Source organism: Achromobacter veterisilvae (genome assembly GCF_900496975.1).
GTDB lineage: Bacteria > Pseudomonadota > Gammaproteobacteria > Burkholderiales > Burkholderiaceae_B > Achromobacter > Achromobacter veterisilvae.
Map to the genome: position 1 here is coordinate 20,818 of NZ_UFQC01000042.1, position 18,042 is coordinate 38,859.

Here is an 18,042-nt window from a genome sequence, read left to right on the forward strand (position 1 = left end):
CATCGATGAACCCCGTGCCGATCAGGTCCGAAATGCCCGCTACAGGTGATTTTCCTCCCGCACCTGCACCTGCGCCCGCCGAGGGCGCGGGCGAGGCTCAGGCCGAGCCGGACGGCCCCCTGGACAAGCTGGCGCGCCTGGCCAGGCGGCAGTTCGGCGTGGACATGGTGCTGGTGGCCTGCAGCGACGCCGACGGCGTGTGGCAGGCGCGCGCCGGAGCGCCGCCGGCCGCGGGCGCCGCGCCGGGATCGCTGCCTTTTTCCGCCGAATGCCCGCTGCGCGCCGGCGACGGCCGGCAACTGGGCACGTTCCGGCTGCTGCACGGGCAAGCGCGCGGCTTCAGCGACGACGACCGGCGCGCCCTGCAGGACTTCGCCGGACTGGCCGCCGCCGCGGTGGAAAAGCGGCGGGCGCTGGCGGCCGAACGGGCGGACGAAGATAGCTGGCGCGACGAGGCCCGCAACCTGTCGATGGCCATCGCCGGCTCCGGCACCGGCGTCTGGGACCGCAACATCGTCACCGGGGAAATCAGGTATTCGGCGGGCTGGAAGGCGCTGCTGGGCTACGGCGAATCCGATATCTCCAACCGCATCGAAGACGCGTACAGGCGCCTGCATCCCGACGACGTGGACTACGTGCGCGCGGCCATGCAGGCGCATTTCGACGGCAGGACCGACAGCTACGAGGTCGAGCACCGGATCCTCTGCAAGGACGGCAGCTACAAATGGATATGCAGCCGCGGCAAGGTCGTCGGCCGCGACGAGGCGGGCAGGGCGCTGCGCATGATGGGCACCACCACCGACATCAGCGCCATGCGCGCGATGGCGGAGCGGCTGCAGCGCACGGCGGACCTGCTGGTCAATCTCACGGACGCGGTTCCGGGCATGGTCTTCCAGTGCGGGCAGCGGCGCGAGGGCGGATCGCGGTTCCTCTACGTCAGCGCCGGCATCTGGGACATGTTCGAGCTGACGCCCCACGATGTCCGGGACAGCGCCGCGGCGATCGAACAGCGCGTCCATCCCGACGACCTGGCCAGCTACAACGCCTCGCTGCAGTCCGCCGCCGCCGCCCAGACGTCCTGGCACCTGGAGTTCAGGGTCCGCCTGCCGCGGCAAGGCCTGCGCTGGCGCCAGGGCGAGGCCAGCCCGCGCCTGGAGCCCGACGGTTCGGTCGTCTGGCACGGCTTCGTGACCGACATCACGGACCGCAAGCGCGCCGATTTCGAACTGCACGAACTGGCCGCCACCGACGCCCTGACCACGCTGCCCAACCGCCGCCATTTCATGTCGCGCATCGCGGCGGAGCTGGCCCGGATCAAGCGCCACGGCAGCGACTGCGCCGCGGTGCTGATGTGCGACCTGGACCATTTCAAGCACATCAACGACACCTGGGGGCATGCCATCGGCGACGGCGTGCTCCAGCATTTCGCCAACACGCTGCGCGCCCAGTTGCGCGCGGTCGACCTGGCGGGACGCATCGGCGGCGAAGAGTTCGCCGTCGTATTGCCGGATACCGACCTGGAACGCGCGCACGCCTTCGCGACGCGGGTGCAGCAGCGCATCGCCGATGCGCCGTTCTCCGCGGGCGGACGGCGCATCCCGCTGACGGTCAGCATCGGGATTTCCACCATGCACACCCTGGACGCGGACGCCGAACTGGCGCTCATCCGCAGCGACCGCGCCCTCTACAACGCCAAGCAACTGGGGCGCAACCGCATCGAATCCACGCCCTCAGTGTTTTCCCGATAGAACAACCTGCAAGGCCATTTGTTCCATTGACGGTACATTAGGACACCCCTAGAGTTCCCTGCATGGGAACCTCACTACCGCTTCCGAAGTACCACCAGATCTACCTCGTCCTGCGCGAGCAATTGCAGGAAGGGCGCTTCGATCAGGAGGGCGTCCCGGGAGAGCACGCGCTGGCCGGACAGTTCGACGTGGCCCGCATCACCATCCGCAAGGCGATGGAGATGCTCGTGGCCGACGGGCTGGTGTCGCGCCGGCCCGGCCTGGGCACCTGGCCCCTGCGCGCGCCCGCCGCGCCCGCCGGCCAGCCCGGCGCCAATCCGCAGCAGAATGCGCATCTGACCGGCCTGCTGGAGAACATCGTCAACATGGGCCTGCGCACCTCGGTGCGCGTGCTGGACAGCGCCCTGGTGTCGGCGCCGCCCGCCGTGGCCGAGCCGCTCGCCATCCCGCCGGGCGCGCCGGTGCACAAGAGCCTGCGCGTGCGCAGCACCGAGGCCGGGCCGCTGTCGCACATCACCACCTACGTGCCGCGGTCCGTCGCCGACTTCACGCGCGAGGACCTCGAACGCGAGCCCCTGCTGATGCTGCTGGAGGCGGCCGGGGTGGAATTCGGCGGCGCCACGCAGACCATCTCGGCGCGCCTGGCCGACGCGCAGGTGGCGCGCCACCTGGACGTGGCCGTGGGGTCGGCGCTGCTGGCCGTGACGCGGATCGTGCGCGACGTGAACGACCGGCCCGTGCAACTGCTGCAGGGCCTGTACCGGCCCGACCGCTATCAATACCAGTTGCAGTTGTCGCGCGTCGGCAGCATCGACGCCAAGGTCTGGGTCAGCGAAGAGCTCTCGGCCCAATTCCATTGACCCCTTCGGGAACCCTTCGGAGATCGCCCATGAATTCGCGCCGCACCTTCCTCTGTCAATCCGCCGCCGCGGCCGCCCTGGTGTCGGCCCCCTGGGTGGCCCGGGCCCAGGGCGCCAAGCCCGTGAAGATCGGGATCCTGCATCCGGTGACGGGCGCGCTGGCCTATTCGGGGCAGCAATGCCGCCTGGGCGCCTTGCTGGCGGTCGAGGACATCAACAAGGCCGGCGGCATCAAGTCGCTGGGTGGAGCGCCCTTGGAGGCCGTGCTGGGCGATGCGCAGTCGCGGCCCGAGGCGGGTTCGGCGGAAGTCGAGAAAATGAACGAGGCGGGCGTCTCGGCCATCGTCGGCGCCTATGCCTCGGCGATCTGCCTGGCCACGACGCAGACCGCGGCCAAGTACAACCTGCCGCACGTGGTGGACGTGGGCGTGGCAGACCAGATCGTCGAGCGCGGCCTGAAGAACACCTTCCGTTTCGGGCCGGGCTACCGCGCCTGTAGCGAACGGGCCATCGCCGACCTCGCGGCGCTGAACGACGCGGCCGGCAAGCCCGCCAAGACGGTGATGGTCGTGCACGAGGATTCGCTGTTCGGCACGGGCACCGCCGCGCTGCTGTCCAAATCGCTGCCGCAGCACGGCTTCGAAGTGAAGGACGTGGCCAAGCATCCGAACCCCACCCGCGATTTCAACAACATCGTGCTGCGCATGAAGTCCATCAACCCGGACATCGTGATCCCGGCCAACTACTACAACGAATACGCCTTGCTGCTGCGGGCCATGAAGCAGCAGAAGGTGCAGCCCAAGGCGATCTACTCGGTGCTGGGGGGCGCGGCCTCCAGCTACAAGTTCCTGAAGGAATTCCCCGACATCGCCAACGGCATCATCGACTGCAACCACTGGTTCAACCCCAAGGACGCGCGCGTGGCCCCGCTGAAGGCTCGCGTCGAAGAGAAGGGCGCCTATTTCAGCTACGAGGTGTTCATGACGTACACCTCGGTGCTGCTGCTGGCCGACGCGCTGGAACGCGCCCAGTCCGCCGAGCGCGCCGCCATCGTCGACGCGCTGGCGTCCAGCACGTTCTCGGACAACATCATGCCCTATGGGCCGACCCGGTTCGTGGACGGCCAGAACACCGGCGCGCGGCCCTTGCTGACGCAGGTGATCGGCGGCGACATCAAGGTGGTCATCCCCGCCGAGTACCGCCAGGCCGATCCCATCTTCCCGCTGAAGGCCTGAGTCCGGGCATGCTCGATCCCGCCATCCTCTTTTCCTCGGTGCTCAACGGCCTGACCACGGGCGCGGTGTACGCGTTGATCGCGCTGGGACTGACGCTGATCTACGGCGTGCTGCACATCATCAACTTCGCCCACGGGGCCGCGCTGATGGTGGCGCTGTACGCCGTGTACCTGCTGAAGGAGCGCCTGGGCATCGACCCCTACGCGGCCCTGCCGCTGGTGGTGGCCGGCATGTTCCTGCTGGGCTACGCCCTGCAGCGCTTCGTGATCAACCGCGCCAGCCACGGCAAGGACGAGAACATCCTGCTGGTGACGCTGGGGCTGGCCATCGTGCTGGAGAACCTGGCGCTGGTGTGGTTCAAGTCGGACACGCGCACCATCGACACCGCCTACACGCTGTCCACGGTGGAGATCGGGCCGGCCATGATCGCCTTGCCCAAGATCATCGCCTTCTGCGGCGCGCTGGCGGTGGCGGCGGTGCTGTTCTGGATCATCCGCTCGACCGACCTGGGGCGCGCCATCCGCGCGGTGGCCAAGGAAAAGCAGGGCGCCAGGCTGATGGGCATCGACGTCGAAAAGATCTATGCGCTGTCGTTCGGCATCGGCATGGCCTGCCTGGGCGCGGCGGCGTGTTTCCTGCTGCCGGCCTATTACGTCAATCCGCAGGTCGGCGGGGGCTTCGTGCTGGTGGCGTTCACCATCGTGGTGCTGGGCGGCATGGGCAGCTTCGCGGGGGCGCTGGCCGGCGGCCTGCTGATCGGCGTGGTGGAATCCATCGGGGGCCTGTTCCTGGGCGACTCGCTGGGCCAGATGGGGATTTTCGCGATCTTCATCGCGGTGCTGCTGTTTCGCCCGCAGGGGCTGTTCGGGGCGAGGAGCTGAGCATGGGCCGGGACCTTTTCGCAATCGCGCTGTTCGGCGCGGCGCTGGCGGCCGCGGCCGCGCTGATGCAGTCGGGCGTGGCGCTGACCTTCGTGATGATGTCGCTGTACGCCGCCTTGCTGTCGCAGGCGTGGAACATCCTGGGCGGCTACGGCGGGCAATTGTCGTTCGGCCACGCGCTGTTCTTCGGCGTCGGCGCCTATGCCCAGGCGCTGGGGCAGATGAACCTGGGCCTGAACCCGTGGCTGGTCCTGCCCCTGGCCATCGCGCTGGGCGCGCTGGTCGGCCTGGCTGTCGGCGGGCTGACGTTCCGCTACGGCCTGAAGGGCTCGTACTTCGCCCTGGTGACGCTGGCGTTCGCCGAGGTGTTCCGCATCCTGGCGCTGTCGGCGTCGTTCACCGGCGGCGGGGTCGGACTGATGGTGCCGCTGCAGGAAGGCGCGGCCAATATGCAGTTCGGCTCGCGCCGCGGCTACATCTACCTGCTGCTGGCTTTCGTGCTGCTGGCGCTGGCGGTCACGGCCTGGCTGCGCCATTCGCGGTTCGGCGCCTACCTGCAGGCGGTGCGCGACAACGAGGACGCGGCGCGCGCCATCGGCGTGGATCCGCTGCGCGTCAAGCTGGGCGGCATCGCGCTGTCGGCGGCGTTCATGAGCGCGGCGGGCGCCTTCTACGTGCAGGTGTTCCAGTACATCGATCCGGGCATCGCGTTCGGCCCGGCCGTGTCGGTGGAGGCCCTGGTGGGCGCCATCGTGGGCGGCCTGGGCACCTTGTGGGGGCCGGTGCTGGGCGCCGTGGTCCTGCATGGGCTCGGCGACGTCACGCGCAACCTGTTCGGCGAACTGCCGGGCATCAGCATGGTCATCTACGGCACGGTCCTCATCGTGATCGTCATGTTCATGCCCCGCGGCATCGCCGGCTGCGGCCAATCGCTGCGCCGCCTGGCCGGTTTCAAGGAGCGCGCCCGTGCCTGAGATCCTGCTGCAAGCGCGCAATCTTTCCATCACCTTCGGCGGCCTGAAGGCGGTCCAGGACGTCAGCCTGGACGTGCCCCAGGGCTCGCTTACCGCGCTGGTCGGCCCCAACGGCGCGGGCAAGACCACGCTGTTCGGGCTGTTGTCGGGCTTCCTGAAACCCGGGGCCGGCTCGGTGCATTTCGCCGGCCGCGACATCACCGGGCGTCCGCCGCACGAATCGGCCCGGCAGGGGCTGACCCGCACTTTCCAGATCGTGCAGCCCTTCGGCGCGCAGACGGTGCGGCAGAATATCGCCGTGGGCGCGCACCTGCGCCTGGGCAGCCGGCGCGAGGCGCTGGCCGCGGCCGAAGAGGTCGCGGCGCGGGTCAACCTGCAAGCTTCGCTGGACAGGCCGGCGGCCGACCTGACGGTGGCGGGGCGCAAGCGGCTGGAACTGGCGCGCGCGCTGGCCACGCAGCCGCGCCTTTTGCTGCTGGACGAGGTATTGGCGGGGCTGAACCCCAGCGAGATCGACGAGATGATCCCGGTGGTGAAGCGACTGGCGGACGACGGCGTCACGGTGCTGATGATCGAACACGTGATGCGCGCGGTGATGAGCCTGGCCGAGCATGTGTGGGTGCTGGCGCAGGGCCGGCTCATCGCGTCGGGCACGCCGGGCGAAGTCACGCGCGACCCGGCGGTGGTCGAGGCCTACCTGGGCCAGGGCGCGGCGGCCAGGCTGGCCGCGCAGGGAGGGCGAGCATGAGCGCATTGCTGGAGATCGAGGGCCTGCGGGCCGGCTACGGGCGCATGGAAGTGCTGCGCGGCGTGGACCTGCGGGTGGACGAAGGCGAGATCGTGGTGCTGCTGGGCAGCAACGGCGCCGGCAAGTCCACCTTGAACAATACGGTGTGCGGGCTGTGCCGGCCCTGGGGCGGCACGGTGCGCTTCGACGGGCGCGACCTGACCGGCCGCCATTACCGCGAGGTGGTCAAGGCCGGCCTGATCCAGGTGCCGGAGGGCCGCCGCGTGTTCCCCAACCTGAGCGTGCGCGAAAACCTGGAGCTGGGCTCCTTCACCCGGGCGCGCGAACACCGGGCCGCCAACCTGGAGAAGGTGCTGGCCATCTTCCCGCGCCTGCGGGAACGCCTGGCGCAATTGGCGGGCACCATGTCGGGCGGCGAGCAGCAGATGCTGGCCATCGGCCGCGGCCTGATGGCCGAGCCGCGCCTGCTGATCCTGGACGAGCCCTCGCTGGGCCTGTCGCCGCTGATGGTCGAAGAACTGTTCGGCCTGATCCAGCGGCTGCACGGCGACGGGCTGGCGATCCTGCTGGTCGAACAGAACGTGGGCCAGTCCCTGGAAACGGGGCAGCGGGCCTACGTGCTGGAAAACGGGGCGGTGCGCTACAGCGGCGCCTGCCCGGAACTGATGGCCAGCGACGACGTCCGCCGGGCCTATCTCGGGATGTAGCCATGGCCGAGCCTCAAACGCTGGCCCAGAAACTGATCGCGGCCGCCTGCGGCCGCGATGCGGTGGCCGAGGGCGAAATTGTCACCTGTGCGGTGGACCTGGCGATGTTCCACGATTCCAGCGGCCCGCGCCGCTTGCAGCCCATGTTGCAGGAACTGGGCGCCGCGCTGTGGGACCCGTCCAAGGTGGTGCTGGTCATCGACCACTACGTGCCCGAATCCGACGACGAGTCGCGCCGCATCGTGCGCATCGCGCGCGATTGGGCGGCTGAACAGCAACTGCCCAACGTCTACGACTCCCTGGGCATCTGCCACGTGGTCGTGCCGCAGCACGGGCACATCCGCCCGGGCATGTTCTGCGTGGGCGGGGACTCGCATTCGCCCACCGGCGGCGCGTTCGGCGCGTACATGTTCGGCATCGGCAGCACCGAGATGCTGGGCGTGGCCGTCACCGGGCGGATCTGGGTGAAAGTGCCGCAGTCGCTGATGATGCGCTGGAACGGCCGGCTGGCCGAAGGCGTGACCGCCAAGGACATGATGCTGCACATGATCGGCCGGTACGGCATGAACGGCGGCCGCTACCAGGCCGTGGAATTCTGCGGCGAAGCCGTGCGCGCGCTGTCCATGCAGGAGCGCATGACGCTATCGAACATGAGCGCCGAGCTGGGTTCGCAGGTGGGCCTGATCGCCCCGGACGAGACCACGGCGGCCTACCTGCGGGAGGCGGGCGTGGAGGCCGGGCTCGATCTGGCGCGCTGGCGCGGCGACGAAGGCGCCAAGGCGGAATGGCACGATTTCGACGCGGCCGCGCTGGCGCCCCAGGTGGCCGCGCCGCACAGCCCGGCCAATGCGCGCGACGTGGGCGAATACCGCGGCGTGCCGGTGCAGGTCGCGTACATCGGCGCATGCACCGGCGCCAAGCTGGAAGACCTGCGCGCCGCTGCCGGCGTGCTGCGCGGACGGCGGCTGGCCGCCGGCATGCGCCTGATGGTGGCGCCGGCCAGCCGGCAGGACCAGCAGCAGGCCGAGCGCGAAGGCGTCATGCAGGCGCTGCGCGAGGCGGGCGCCGAAGTGCTGCCCACGACTTGCGGCGCCTGTGCCGGCTACGGCGGGTCGATCCCGGACGGGGCCAGCGTCATTTCCACCACGGCGCGGAATTTCAAGGGGCGCATGGGGTCGGAGACCGCCCAGGTCTACCTGGCCTCGCCCTATACGGTGGCGGCGTCGGCCGCCGCCGGCCGCATCGCCGACCCCCGGGAGTTCATGGCATGACCGACCAGCCGACGGCGCATCGCGTCTGGCGAGTGGGCGCGGACATCGACACCGACGCGCTGGCGCCCGGCGCCTACATGAAGTTCGGCATCGACGAGATCGCGCGCCATTGCCTGCAGCGGGTGCGGCCCGAGTTCGCCGCCCAGGCGCGGCCGGGCGACGTGCTGGTGGCGGGGCCGAACTTCGGCATCGGTTCGTCCCGCGAGCAGGCCGCCGCCGCACTCGTGCGCCTGGGCATCGCCGCGGTGGTCGCGCCGTCCTTCAATGGCCTGTATTTCCGCAACGCCTTCAACGTGGGCCTGCTGCTGCTGACCTGCGCCCAGGCCGAGACCCTGGAGGAGGGCGAGCGCATCGCCCTCGACCCGGCGGCCGGACGCATCGTCCGCGCCGACGGCCATACCGCGCTGCATTGCGAGGCCGTGCCCGACTTTTTGCTGGACATGGTGCGGGCCGGCGGACTGCTGAATCTGCTGAAACAGCGCCAAACCTCTTAGGAAGAACATCATGCTGGATCCGGTCACACTCGCCGTCCTGAAGGGCCGCCTGGAACAGATTGCCGACGAAATGGACGCCACGCTGTACCGCAGCGCGTTCAATCCCATCATCGCCGAGGCCCACGACGCCTGCCACGGCATGTACGACGCGGCCACCGGCGCCACGCTGGTGCAGGGCAAGTCCGGCCTGCCGGTGTTCGTGGGCGCGATGGCCTTCGCGGTCAAGGCCGCGGCCAAGGCGGCGGCCGAGCGCGGCGGCATGGTCGACGGCGACGTCTGGCTCTTCAACGACCCCTACGAAGGCGGCACGCACGCCAACGACTTCAAGCTGGTCCGCCCGGTGTTCCGGGGCGGCGCGCTGTTCTGCTTCCTGGCGTCGGCCGCGCACTGGCACGACGTAGGCGGCGCGGTGCCCGGCAACTACAACCCCGCGGCCACCGAATGCTGGCAGGAGGCCGTGCAGATTCCGCCGGTGCGCATCGTGCGCGCCGGCGTGCTGGACCTGGACGTGCTGGCGATCCTGAAGGCCAACACCCGGCTGCCGGACAGCCTGTGGGGAGACCTAAACGGGCAACTGGCGGCGCTGGAACTGGGCGCGGGCCGGCTGGACGGCCTGCTGGACGAATACGGCGACGCCACGGTGCTGGAGTCGCTGGACACGCTGCGCGAACGGGCGCGCCGCCTGATGCGCGACCACATCGCGCGCCTGCCCGACGGCGATTACGCCTTCGAGGACATGCTGGACAACGACGGCGTGCGCGACGAACCGCTGCGCATCGCGCTCAAGCTCAGCATCGACGGCGAGCGGCTGGTGCTGGACTTCAACGGCACCTCGCCGGCCTGCGCCGGCCCGGTGAACATCTCCCGCGCGACGGCCATCGCCGCCTGCTACGTGGCGCTCAAGCACCTGTTCCCGGACGTGCCGGCCAACGCCGGCGTGCTGGACGCGGTGGAAGTGGTGCTGCCCGACGGCCTGGTGATCTCGGCGGACCGGCCGCGTCCGGTGGGCGGCTACACCGAGACCATCCTGCGCATGATCGACGTGATTTTCTGCGCCATGGCCCAGGCCGAGCCGGCGCGCGCGATGGCGCAGGCCTACGGCACCATCAACGCGCTGTCGATCGCCGGCTACCGCAGCGACGCCGCCCGGCGCGGCCAGCGCTGGGTCATGTTCAGCTTCTTCGGCGGCGGCCACGGCGGCCATTCGGACGGCGACGGCCTGAGCCACGGCAACGCGCCGATCTCCACCGCCACGATTCCGCCGCTGGAGATCCTGGAAGCGGCGTATCCGGTGCGCTTCACGCAATGGGCGCTGCGTCCGGACTCGGCCGGCGACGGCGAACACCGCGGCGGCCTGGGCGCCATCTATGAAATCGAATTGCTGGAAGACAGCGCCGAAGCGTTCATCTTCGGCGAACGCGGCCGCAGCGCGCCCAAGGGTATCGCGGGCGGCGGCGAAGCGGCGCTGAACGTGTTCCGCTACCGGCGGGACGGCGAATGGCTCGCTCCGCCGATGCGCTCGAAGATGCTGGGCATCCAGTTGCGGCGCGGCGACCGGGTGCGGCTGGAGACGCCGGGCGGAGGCGGCTACGGCGCGCCGGCCGCGCGGCCGGCGGCGGCGCGCGAGCACGACCGCAAGATGGGGTATGTCAGCGGAATTCTGAAGGAGCAGGCGGCATGAGCGCGGCACAAGGGTTGGTGGTAGGCGTGGACGTGGGCGGCACGTTCACGGACATTTTCGTGCTCGACGAGGCGGCGGGCACCGCCCGCGTGGTGAAAGTGCCTTCCACGCGCGGCGAGGAAGCGCGCGGCTTCATGAACGGCATCGCCCGCGTGGCCGACGGCGCCGGCGCCATCGCCACCATCGTGCACGGCACCACGGTCGGCACCAACGCGCTGCTGGAGCGCAAGGTGGCGCGCACCGGCATCATCACGACGGAAGGCTTTCGCGACGTGCTGGAAATGCGGCGGCGCGACCGGCCCCGGACCTGGGGCCTGCGCGGCAACTACGAGCCGGTGGTGCCGCGCGACCTGCGCCTGGAAATCAGCGAGCGGGTGCTGGCGGACGGCACGGTGCACACGCCGGTGGACCTGGACCAGGTCGAGGCGGCCGCGCGCGAACTCCTGGCGCGGGGCTGCGACGCCGTCTGCCTGTTCTTCGTCAACGCCTACGCCAATCCGGACAACGAGGCGCGGGCCGCGGCGCGCGTGCGCGCGGTCTGGCCCAACGGCAACGTCACGGCCGCGACCGAGGTGCTGCCGGAGATCCGCGAGTTCGAGCGCTGCTCCACGGCGGCGCTCAACGCGGCGCTCCAGCCCGTGGTCGGCAGTTACCTGACGCGGCTGGAATCGGACCTGAAATCGAACGGTTTCGACGGCGAACTGCTGGTGGTGCAGAGCAACGGCGGCGTGATGTCGCGCCAGACGGCCTGCGACGTGCCGGTGCGCACGGCGCTGTCGGGCCCCGCGGCCGGCGTGATCGCCTGCGCGGCCATCGCGCGCGCGGCGGGCTTTCCGGACGTGGTCAGCGGCGACATGGGCGGCACCTCGTTCGACGTGTCGCTGGTGGCGGGCGGCGAAGCCTCGCTGTCGGCGCAGACCTCCATCGATTTCGGCATGGTGGTGCGCGCGCCCATGATCCAGATCGAGACGATAGGCGCGGGCGGCGGCTCGATCGCCAGCGTGGACGCGGGCGGCCTGCTGCAAGTGGGGCCCGAGTCCGCCGGCAGCGTGCCGGGGCCGGCCTGCTACGGGCGGGGCAATACCCGGCCCACCGTCACCGACGCCAACGTGCTGCTGGGCCGCATCGCGGCCGAGCGCCCGCTGGGCGGCGGCCTGCTGGCCACGATGGACGTGGAACGGGCGCGCGCCGCGATCGAGGAACACGTCGCCAGGCCCCTGGGCCTGGACGTCCACGCCGCGGCGGAGGCGATACTGACCGTGGCCAACGCCAAGATGGCGGGGGCGATCCGCGTGGTGTCGATCGAGCGCGGCCACGATCCGCGCAAGTTCGCCTACATGCCGTTCGGCGGCGGCGGCGCGCTGCACGTCTGCGCCATGATGAACGAGGTGGACGCCGCCCGCGGCATCGTGCCGCGCTATCCGGGCGTGACCTCGGCGCTGGGCTGCGTCATGGCCGACATGCGCCACGACGGGGTGCAGACCTTGAACGTGGCGCTGAACGCCCTGGATTCCGCGGACCTGCTGGCCCGCATCGACGGGCTCGCCATGGCCTGCCAGGAACGGCTGGATTCCGCGGGGGTGGCCTTCGAGGGCATCCGCGAGAGCATCGAACTGGACATGCTGTACGTGGGCCAGAGCCACACGGTGCGGGTCGAGATCAGCCGCGCCGAACTGGACCGCGCCGGCATCGCCGCGGCGTTCGACCGGGCCTATCTCTCCGCCTTCGGCCGCAGCCTGGCCGGCATTCCCGTGCGGATCCTGAACCTGCGCTATGCGCGCATCGGCCAGCGGCCCAAGTTCGACCTGGCGCTGCTGGCGCCGACCGGCCAGGACATGCCGGCGGCGCTGGGCACGCAGCCGGTGTTCCACGCCGGCCAATGGCGCGACGCCGCGCGCTACGCGCGCCTGGACCTGCCGGTGGGCGCCGAGGTGGCCGGCCCGGCCATCCTGGAGCAGCCGGACACCACCATCTGGATCGAACCCGGCTTCACCGGCCGCGTCGATTTCCTGGGCAATCTGCTGATCGCCCGCGAAGCTTCCTAGGAGCGGACGATGTCTACCCTCGATCCCCGCAGCACCGCGCTGATCATCGTCGATCTGCAGAACGATTTCCTGTCGCCCGGCGGCGCCTATGACCGCGGCGGCGCGGTCAGCCCGCAGGCGCGCGCCCTGCCGGCGCGCGTGGCGCCCGTGGCGCGCGCGCTCAAGGCGCGCGGCGGCTTCGTCGCGGCCAGCCTGTTCACGCTGTGGCCGGACGCGCACGGCGAACCCATGGTTTCGCCGCACTTGAGGCAGTTGCGCCCGTTCCTGCGCAAGGGCGATTTCGCCGCGGGTTCGGCGGGGCAGGCCAACGTGGCCGAACTGGACGGGCTGGTGGACGTGTCCGTCTGGAAGGTCGCCTACTCGGCCTTCTTCAATACGCAGCTCGACTGGGTGCTGCGCCGCGCGGGCATCGCCAACGTGGCGATCGCGGGCATCGTTACCAATGGCGGCGTGGCCAGCACGGCGCGCGACGCGCATATGCGCGACTACCACGTATCGGTGCTGGCCGACGGCTGCGCCGCGCCCACGCCCGCCATGCACGAGGCCGCCCTGGCGGACCTGCGCACCGTGGCCGACGTGCTGACCTGCCAGGATTTCGCGGGCAGGCTGGGATCGTGAAAGCGAACGCGCCCGAGGTCCTGCGCGGCGCCGCGCCCGGCGCGGACGCCATGCGCGTGCCGGTGGCCATCATCGGCGCCGGGGCCTGCGGCCTGACCGCGGCGCTGCGCCTGGCCGACGCCGGCATCGAGACCGTGCTGATCGAGCGCGACGCCGCGCCCAGCGGCTCCACCGCCTTGTCGTCCGGCTTCATCCCGGCGGCGGGGTCGGCGGCGCAGCTTGCGGCGGGCATCGAGGACGACGCGCAGCGCTTCGCCGCCGACATCCAGGCCAAGGCCCATGGCGCGGCCGCGCCGCACCTGGTCGCCGCCTATACGGGCGCGGCGGCGGCGGCCGTGGACAATCTGGCGCGCCATGGCCTGGCCTTCGAAGTGCTGGACGGCTTCCTCTATCCCGGCCACGGCGCCCGCCGCATGCACACTTTGCCCGAGCGCACCGGCGCGGCGCTGGTCGCCGCGCTGGAGCGCGCCGCCACGGGCGCCGGCGCCTATCTGCTGACCCGCGCCCTGGCGCGGCGGCTCTGGGCGGACGAGGACGGCCGGGTCTCGGCCGTGGGCTGCGAGCGGCCGGACGGCTCGATGGACGTGATCGGCTGCGACGTGCTGATCCTGGCCTGCAACGGCTTCGGCGGCAATGCGGCGATGGTGGCCGAGCATCTCCCCGCCATGCGCGAGGCGGTCTATGGCGGCCACGCCGGCAACGACGGCAGCGCCATCGAATGGGGCGCGCAGTTGGGCGCGGGCCTGGCCGACCTGGGCGGCTACCAGGGCCATGGCTCGTGGGCCACGCCGCAGGGCGCGCTGATCTCCTGGGCCGTCATGATGGACGGCGGCATGCAGATCAACCGCGAAGGGCGCCGCTTCCACGACGAGACCTGCGGCTATTCCGAAGCCGCCGTCCACGTGCTGGCGCAGCCCGGCGGCGTGGCCTGGAACGTGTTCGACGGCCGCACGCTGGCGCTGGCGCGGGGGTTCCCCGACTTCGTCGCGGCCGAGGCCGGCCAGGCGCTGAAGACCTGCGCGGACGTGGCGGCGCTGGCCGCGCTGATCGGCTGCGACGCGGACACGCTGGGCCGGACCCTGGCGCACGCGCGTCCCGGCGCCGCGGACGCGCACGGCCGGCGCTTCGAGCGCGCGCTGGGGGCGCCCTACCACGCGGTCAAGGTGACGGGGGCGCTGTTCCACACCCAGGGCGGCCTGGACATCGACGCGCAATGCCGCGTGCTGGACCGGACCGGCCGGCCCCTGCCCAACCTGCTGGCGGCGGGCGGGGCGGCCCGCGGCGTTTCGGGCAATGATGTGTCGGGCTACCTGTCCGGCAACGGCCTGCTCAGCGCGGTGGCGGGCGGCCATATTGCCGCGGCGACCGCGGCGGCGCTGCTGAAGCGCGAACTTGCCTAGGGAATCGACGATGCGCAAGCAGAACCTGAAAACGCAACTGGAAGCCGGCGCCGTGCTGGCTCCCGGGGTGTACGACGCCTTGTCGGCCTTGCTCGCCGAGCAGGCCGGCTTTGGCGCGCTGTACCTGTCCGGGGCGTCGATCGCCTACACGCGGCTGGGCCGCTCCGACATCGGCCTGACCACCTATACCGAGGTCGAGGATGCGCTGGCCCGTATTACGGAGCGGGTGGCGGCGCCCGTCATCGTGGACGCCGACACCGGCTTCGGCAACGCGCTGAACACGCAGCGCACGGTGCGAGGCTTCGAGCGGGCGGGCGCGGCCATGATCCAGTTGGAGGACCAGACCTTTCCCAAGCGCTGCGGCCATCTGGACGGCAAGACAGTGATCCCGGCCGCCGAGATGTGCGGCAAGCTGCGCGCGGCGGTGGATGCGCGCCTCAGCGAATCGACGCTGATCCTGGCGCGCACGGACGCGCTCGCGGCCGAAGGGCTGGAAGCGGCGCTGGACCGCGCCGATGCCTATCTGGAGGCCGGCGCGGACGCGCTCTTCATCGAGGCGCTGCGCACGCCCGGGCAGATGGAGGCGGCCTGCAAGCGCTACGCGGGGCGCGTGCCGCTCCTGGCCAATATGGTGGAAGGGGGCAAGACGCCGGTGCAAGGCGCCGAGGCGCTGACCGCGCTGGGATTCCGCATCGTCATCTTCCCCGGCGGCACGGCGCGCGCCGTGGCGCACACCTTGCAGGGCTACTACGCCAGCCTGCGCCGCCACGGCACCACCGCGCCCTGGCGCGACGGGATGCTGGACTTCGACGGCCTGAACGCCGTCATCGGCACGCCGGAACTGCTGGAGCGGGGCAAGGCCTACGGCGGATGAGGTGGCGGGCGCCCGAGAGAGGGCGCCTTTGCCCGCGCCGCCGCCGTCAATGCAATTCGGCCACGCCCGCCCGGGCCAGCTCGGCCAGCCGGTCCAGGCCGGCTTCCGTGCCGATCCGCCGGCCTTGCGCGCCGCTGCCGTCGAGCAGGGCCGCCTGTTCGGTGAAGCGCATCAGTGTGCCCGCGCCGGCGGCCACGAACTCCACCGTGACCAGCGAAGCCGATATCCGCTGTCCCCCGAAGCCCATCTCGTAGGCGTAGATGATGCGCCGGCCCGGCACGACGTCCAGGTAGGCTGCGCGGTAGGTCTGTTCCGCGCCGTCGGGAGTGCGCCAGCGCTTGGACTCCGTTCCGTCGGCCCGGAAGTCGAAATGCTCTTCCAGCACGGTCCAGTCCGGGTGGCAGCCGGTCCAGCGCTGCTTCAGCCTGGGTTCGGACCAGAAGCGGAAGGCGTCTTGCGGACTGGCGGGCAGTTCGCGTTCGATGACGAAGGTGGCGTGTTCGATGGCAGGGGCGGTCATGGCGTGTCGTCCTCGGGGGGAATGTCGTGCATGGCCTGCACGAGGCGGTCGAAGGCCGCTTCCATCGCGGCCTCCCGTTGGCGCACCCATTCGTCGATCTGGCGGAAAGCGCCGGGCCGCATGCGGTAGGTCCGGCTGCGTCCGGCCTTTTCCGACATGACGATGCCTCCGTTTTCCAGCACCTGCAGGTGCTTGACCGCCGAAGGCAGTCTCAGCCTGGCCGGTTCGGCCAGTTGCTTGACGGTGGCGGGGCCGCGGCTGAGCTGTTCCACCATGGCGCGCCGGTTGGGGTCGGCCAGGGCGGTGAACAGCAGATCGAGCGGGCGGTGCGTGGGATCCATTGCCTTTCCAATAGTTTCCGTTAGAGGAAACTATACGCGCGCCGGCACACGCGGGCAAGCGCGCGGCAAAAAAAATTAACGCGCGCCCGGCGTCCGCTGGTGCGGCTGCAAGGGAGGCACCGCCCGGCCGGCGGTCAGGGTCCAGAACCCGGGCAGGAAGCATTCGGCCACGAGCAGCGGCTGGCCCATGCGCCAGAACACCGAACGGCGCGCCCAGACGCGGGCCGCCTCGGGATCCGGGCGCGCCGCGCCCAGCGCCCGCAGCGCCGTTGCGTGGAAAGGCACCGGCGACGCCAGCCGGCGGCAGGCGAAGGGCGAACGGATGACGGTGCGGTCGTGGTAGAGCATGTCCGCGAGCGGCCGCGTCGACAGGCGCCGCATGCCCTGCCACGCGCCGTGCGAGGCCGTCAGCGGCGTGAGGCTGCGGGCGGGCACGCTGTCCACGCCATCGACCGACATCAGGACCTCGCGCACCCAGACCGGGCTGCCGGGGGCGATGCGCATGGCTTGCGCCTCGTCCGGCGGGGCGCCGTCGGCGTATTCGGCCAGCACGCGCAGGCGGACGCCGCCCACCTGCCGCAGGCCGGCGGTCAGGGCGCCGGGGCGGAACAGCCAGTGCCGCATGGCGGGCAGCAGCAGGGGCGGGGCGGCCGGCAGCCAGCCCGGAGCGAGGGGAGGGGAAAGTACTGCTAGGCTAGTCATGGCTGCGTATTATGCCAAGAGCGGCGCGCGGCGAGCGGCGAGCGGCGCGCTGCGCCCGGCCTGCGGCGCGTTGCCGCAGCCGAGCCCGCCACGCGCTCCTGTTGCACGCGTCCGTTACACGCGTCCGTTACACGCGTCCGAATACAATACCGCCCATGGAAAAAGTACGTATCTCCAAGCTCATGTCCGAGCGCGGACTGTGTTCGCGCCGCGAGGCCGACACCTATATCGAACGCGGCTGGGTCCGGGTGGACGGCGTCGTGGTGTCCGAATTGGGCGCCCGGGCCTTTCCCGACCAGGCCATTACCCTGGAACGCGCCGCGCAGGCCCGCCAGACCTCGCGCGTCACCATCCTGATCAACAAGCCGGTGGGCTACGTGTCGGGCCAGGCCGAGAAAGGCTATACGCCCGCCGTCGCCCTGATCGACGCCCGGTCGCGCTACGCGGGCGACCGGGAACCGCGGCGTTTCGAGCGCGGGCACCTGGACGGGCTGGCGGTGGCCGGCCGGCTGGACATCGATTCGCAGGGCCTGCTGGTGCTGACGCAGGACGGCCGCGTCGCCAAGCACCTCATCGGCGAGGATTCCAGCGTGGACAAGGAGTACCTGGTGCGGGTGCAGGGCAGCCTGTCCGAGAGCGGGCTGGGCCTGCTGAACCACGGCCTGTCGCTGGACGGCAAGGCGCTCCGGCCGGCGCAGGTGCGCTGGCAGAACAGCGACCAGTTGCGCTTCGTGCTGCGCGAGGGCAAGAAGCGCCAGATCCGCCGCATGTGCGAACTGGTCGGCCTGAAAGTGGTGGGCCTGAAGCGGGTGCGCATCGGGCGCGTGTCCCTGGGCGACCTGCCGCTGGGGCAATGGCGCTATCTGCGCGAAGACGAGCGTTTCTGAAAAACCGCCGGGTGCCCGATTGATCGTCCCTGCCGACATCTGTTGTCGGCGTGCGC

18 protein-coding genes are annotated in these 18,042 nt (G+C 70.9%); 15 read left to right on the forward strand and 3 right to left on the reverse strand.

The genetic code is table 11. The features are described from left to right. The first annotated feature begins 32 nt into the window (after positions 1-32). The 14 genes from AVE30378_RS27130 to AVE30378_RS27195 all read left to right on the forward strand — a co-directional run bounded on the left by AVE30378_RS27130 (position 33) and on the right by AVE30378_RS27195 (position 15,536). Entirely contained in the window at positions 33-1,748 is a 1,716-nt protein-coding gene (locus tag AVE30378_RS27130; protein ID WP_129245463.1) for a sensor domain-containing diguanylate cyclase, read from the forward strand. 62 nt (positions 1,749-1,810) lie between these two features. Beyond that, positions 1,811-2,608 carry a GntR family transcriptional regulator gene (locus AVE30378_RS27135; RefSeq protein ID WP_129245465.1) on the forward strand — a complete coding sequence of 266 codons (798 nt, stop codon included), beginning with the start codon at positions 1,811-1,813 and terminating at the stop codon, positions 2,606-2,608. Positions 2,609-2,637: 29 nt separating this feature from the next. Further along, positions 2,638-3,843 (forward strand): ABC transporter substrate-binding protein, encoded by a 1,206-nt coding sequence (locus AVE30378_RS27140; RefSeq protein ID WP_129245467.1) that lies wholly within the window; start codon positions 2,638-2,640, stop codon positions 3,841-3,843. Positions 3,844-3,851: 8 nt separating this feature from the next. Next, positions 3,852-4,724 carry a branched-chain amino acid ABC transporter permease gene (locus AVE30378_RS27145; protein WP_129245469.1) on the forward strand — a complete coding sequence of 291 codons (873 nt, stop codon included), beginning with the start codon at positions 3,852-3,854 and terminating at the stop codon, positions 4,722-4,724. 2 nt (positions 4,725-4,726) lie between these two features. Continuing rightward, positions 4,727-5,698, forward strand: a complete 972-nt coding sequence (locus AVE30378_RS27150) for a branched-chain amino acid ABC transporter permease (RefSeq protein ID WP_129245471.1) — start codon at positions 4,727-4,729, stop codon at positions 5,696-5,698. Then, positions 5,691-6,446, forward strand: a complete 756-nt coding sequence (locus tag AVE30378_RS27155) for an ABC transporter ATP-binding protein (RefSeq protein ID WP_129245473.1) — start codon at positions 5,691-5,693, stop codon at positions 6,444-6,446. The genes AVE30378_RS27150 and AVE30378_RS27155 overlap by 8 nt, the downstream gene beginning before the upstream one ends. Further along, a complete protein-coding gene (locus AVE30378_RS27160; protein ID WP_129245475.1) occupies positions 6,443-7,153 on the forward strand; it encodes an ABC transporter ATP-binding protein in 711 nt (236 codons plus the stop codon). Before AVE30378_RS27155 ends, AVE30378_RS27160 begins: the two co-directional genes overlap by 4 nt. Before the next feature lie 2 nt (positions 7,154-7,155). Further along, a complete protein-coding gene (locus tag AVE30378_RS27165; RefSeq protein ID WP_129245477.1) occupies positions 7,156-8,424 on the forward strand; it encodes a 3-isopropylmalate dehydratase large subunit in 1,269 nt (422 codons plus the stop codon). Beyond that, the gene (locus tag AVE30378_RS27170) at positions 8,421-8,918 is read left to right on the forward strand and encodes a LeuD/DmdB family oxidoreductase small subunit (protein ID WP_129245479.1); all 498 of its coding nucleotides are present in this window, start codon (positions 8,421-8,423) and stop codon (positions 8,916-8,918) included. Before AVE30378_RS27165 ends, AVE30378_RS27170 begins: the two co-directional genes overlap by 4 nt. A 10-nt stretch (positions 8,919-8,928) precedes the next feature. Continuing rightward, the gene (locus tag AVE30378_RS27175) at positions 8,929-10,599 is read left to right on the forward strand and encodes a hydantoinase B/oxoprolinase family protein (RefSeq protein WP_129245481.1); all 1,671 of its coding nucleotides are present in this window, start codon (positions 8,929-8,931) and stop codon (positions 10,597-10,599) included. Further along, a complete protein-coding gene (locus tag AVE30378_RS27180; RefSeq protein ID WP_129245483.1) occupies positions 10,596-12,644 on the forward strand; it encodes a hydantoinase/oxoprolinase family protein in 2,049 nt (682 codons plus the stop codon). Before AVE30378_RS27175 ends, AVE30378_RS27180 begins: the two co-directional genes overlap by 4 nt. Positions 12,645-12,653: 9 nt before the next feature. After that, the gene (locus AVE30378_RS27185) at positions 12,654-13,262 is read left to right on the forward strand and encodes a cysteine hydrolase family protein (RefSeq protein WP_129245484.1); all 609 of its coding nucleotides are present in this window, start codon (positions 12,654-12,656) and stop codon (positions 13,260-13,262) included. A 50-nt stretch (positions 13,263-13,312) separates the two neighbouring features. After that, the gene (locus tag AVE30378_RS27190; RefSeq protein WP_129245514.1) at positions 13,313-14,662 is read left to right on the forward strand and encodes an FAD-dependent oxidoreductase; all 1,350 of its coding nucleotides are present in this window, start codon (positions 13,313-13,315) and stop codon (positions 14,660-14,662) included. A gap of 10 nt (positions 14,663-14,672) precedes the next feature. Next, positions 14,673-15,536, forward strand: a complete 864-nt coding sequence (locus AVE30378_RS27195) for an isocitrate lyase/PEP mutase family protein (protein ID WP_129245486.1) — start codon at positions 14,673-14,675, stop codon at positions 15,534-15,536. Between the two features lie 46 nt (positions 15,537-15,582). Here AVE30378_RS27195 and AVE30378_RS27200 read toward each other — a convergent pair whose 3' ends face one another. The 3 genes from AVE30378_RS27200 to AVE30378_RS27210 form a co-directional block, all read right to left on the reverse strand. Then, positions 15,583-16,056 (reverse strand): SRPBCC family protein, encoded by a 474-nt coding sequence (locus tag AVE30378_RS27200; RefSeq protein ID WP_129245488.1) that lies wholly within the window; start codon positions 16,054-16,056, stop codon positions 15,583-15,585. Next, the gene (locus AVE30378_RS27205) at positions 16,053-16,397 is read right to left on the reverse strand and encodes an ArsR/SmtB family transcription factor (protein WP_129245490.1); all 345 of its coding nucleotides are present in this window, start codon (positions 16,395-16,397) and stop codon (positions 16,053-16,055) included. Before AVE30378_RS27205 ends, AVE30378_RS27200 begins: the two co-directional genes overlap by 4 nt. Before the next feature lie 75 nt (positions 16,398-16,472). Then, positions 16,473-17,099 carry a chorismate--pyruvate lyase family protein gene (locus AVE30378_RS27210; RefSeq protein ID WP_129245492.1) on the reverse strand — a complete coding sequence of 209 codons (627 nt, stop codon included), beginning with the start codon at positions 17,097-17,099 and terminating at the stop codon, positions 16,473-16,475. Between the two features lie 155 nt (positions 17,100-17,254). On the opposite strand from AVE30378_RS27210, the gene AVE30378_RS27215 reads away from it, so the two are divergent. Next, on the forward strand, positions 17,255-17,986 hold the full coding sequence (locus AVE30378_RS27215; RefSeq protein ID WP_129245494.1) for a pseudouridine synthase: 732 nt from the start codon (positions 17,255-17,257) through the stop codon (positions 17,984-17,986). Positions 17,987-18,042 lie beyond the last annotated feature (56 nt).

Coding starts and splice junctions, on each gene's coding strand:
- AVE30378_RS27130 (WP_129245463.1), top strand. CDS start 33: ATGCCCGCTACAGGTGATTTTCCTCCCGCACCTGCACCTGCGCCCGCC.
- AVE30378_RS27135 (WP_129245465.1), top strand. CDS start 1,811: ATGGGAACCTCACTACCGCTTCCGAAGTACCACCAGATCTACCTCGTC.
- AVE30378_RS27140 (WP_129245467.1), top strand. CDS start 2,638: ATGAATTCGCGCCGCACCTTCCTCTGTCAATCCGCCGCCGCGGCCGCC.
- AVE30378_RS27145 (WP_129245469.1), top strand. CDS start 3,852: ATGCTCGATCCCGCCATCCTCTTTTCCTCGGTGCTCAACGGCCTGACC.
- AVE30378_RS27150 (WP_129245471.1), top strand. CDS start 4,727: ATGGGCCGGGACCTTTTCGCAATCGCGCTGTTCGGCGCGGCGCTGGCG.
- AVE30378_RS27160 (WP_129245475.1), top strand. CDS start 6,443: ATGAGCGCATTGCTGGAGATCGAGGGCCTGCGGGCCGGCTACGGGCGC.
- AVE30378_RS27165 (WP_129245477.1), top strand. CDS start 7,156: ATGGCCGAGCCTCAAACGCTGGCCCAGAAACTGATCGCGGCCGCCTGC.
- AVE30378_RS27170 (WP_129245479.1), top strand. CDS start 8,421: ATGACCGACCAGCCGACGGCGCATCGCGTCTGGCGAGTGGGCGCGGAC.
- AVE30378_RS27175 (WP_129245481.1), top strand. CDS start 8,929: ATGCTGGATCCGGTCACACTCGCCGTCCTGAAGGGCCGCCTGGAACAG.
- AVE30378_RS27180 (WP_129245483.1), top strand. CDS start 10,596: ATGAGCGCGGCACAAGGGTTGGTGGTAGGCGTGGACGTGGGCGGCACG.
- AVE30378_RS27185 (WP_129245484.1), top strand. CDS start 12,654: ATGTCTACCCTCGATCCCCGCAGCACCGCGCTGATCATCGTCGATCTG.
- AVE30378_RS27190 (WP_129245514.1), top strand. CDS start 13,313: ATGCGCGTGCCGGTGGCCATCATCGGCGCCGGGGCCTGCGGCCTGACC.
- AVE30378_RS27195 (WP_129245486.1), top strand. CDS start 14,673: ATGCGCAAGCAGAACCTGAAAACGCAACTGGAAGCCGGCGCCGTGCTG.
- AVE30378_RS27200 (WP_129245488.1), bottom strand. CDS start 16,056: ATGACCGCCCCTGCCATCGAACACGCCACCTTCGTCATCGAACGCGAA.
- AVE30378_RS27205 (WP_129245490.1), bottom strand. CDS start 16,397: ATGGATCCCACGCACCGCCCGCTCGATCTGCTGTTCACCGCCCTGGCC.
- AVE30378_RS27210 (WP_129245492.1), bottom strand. CDS start 17,099: ATGACTAGCCTAGCAGTACTTTCCCCTCCCCTCGCTCCGGGCTGGCTG.
- AVE30378_RS27215 (WP_129245494.1), top strand. CDS start 17,255: ATGGAAAAAGTACGTATCTCCAAGCTCATGTCCGAGCGCGGACTGTGT.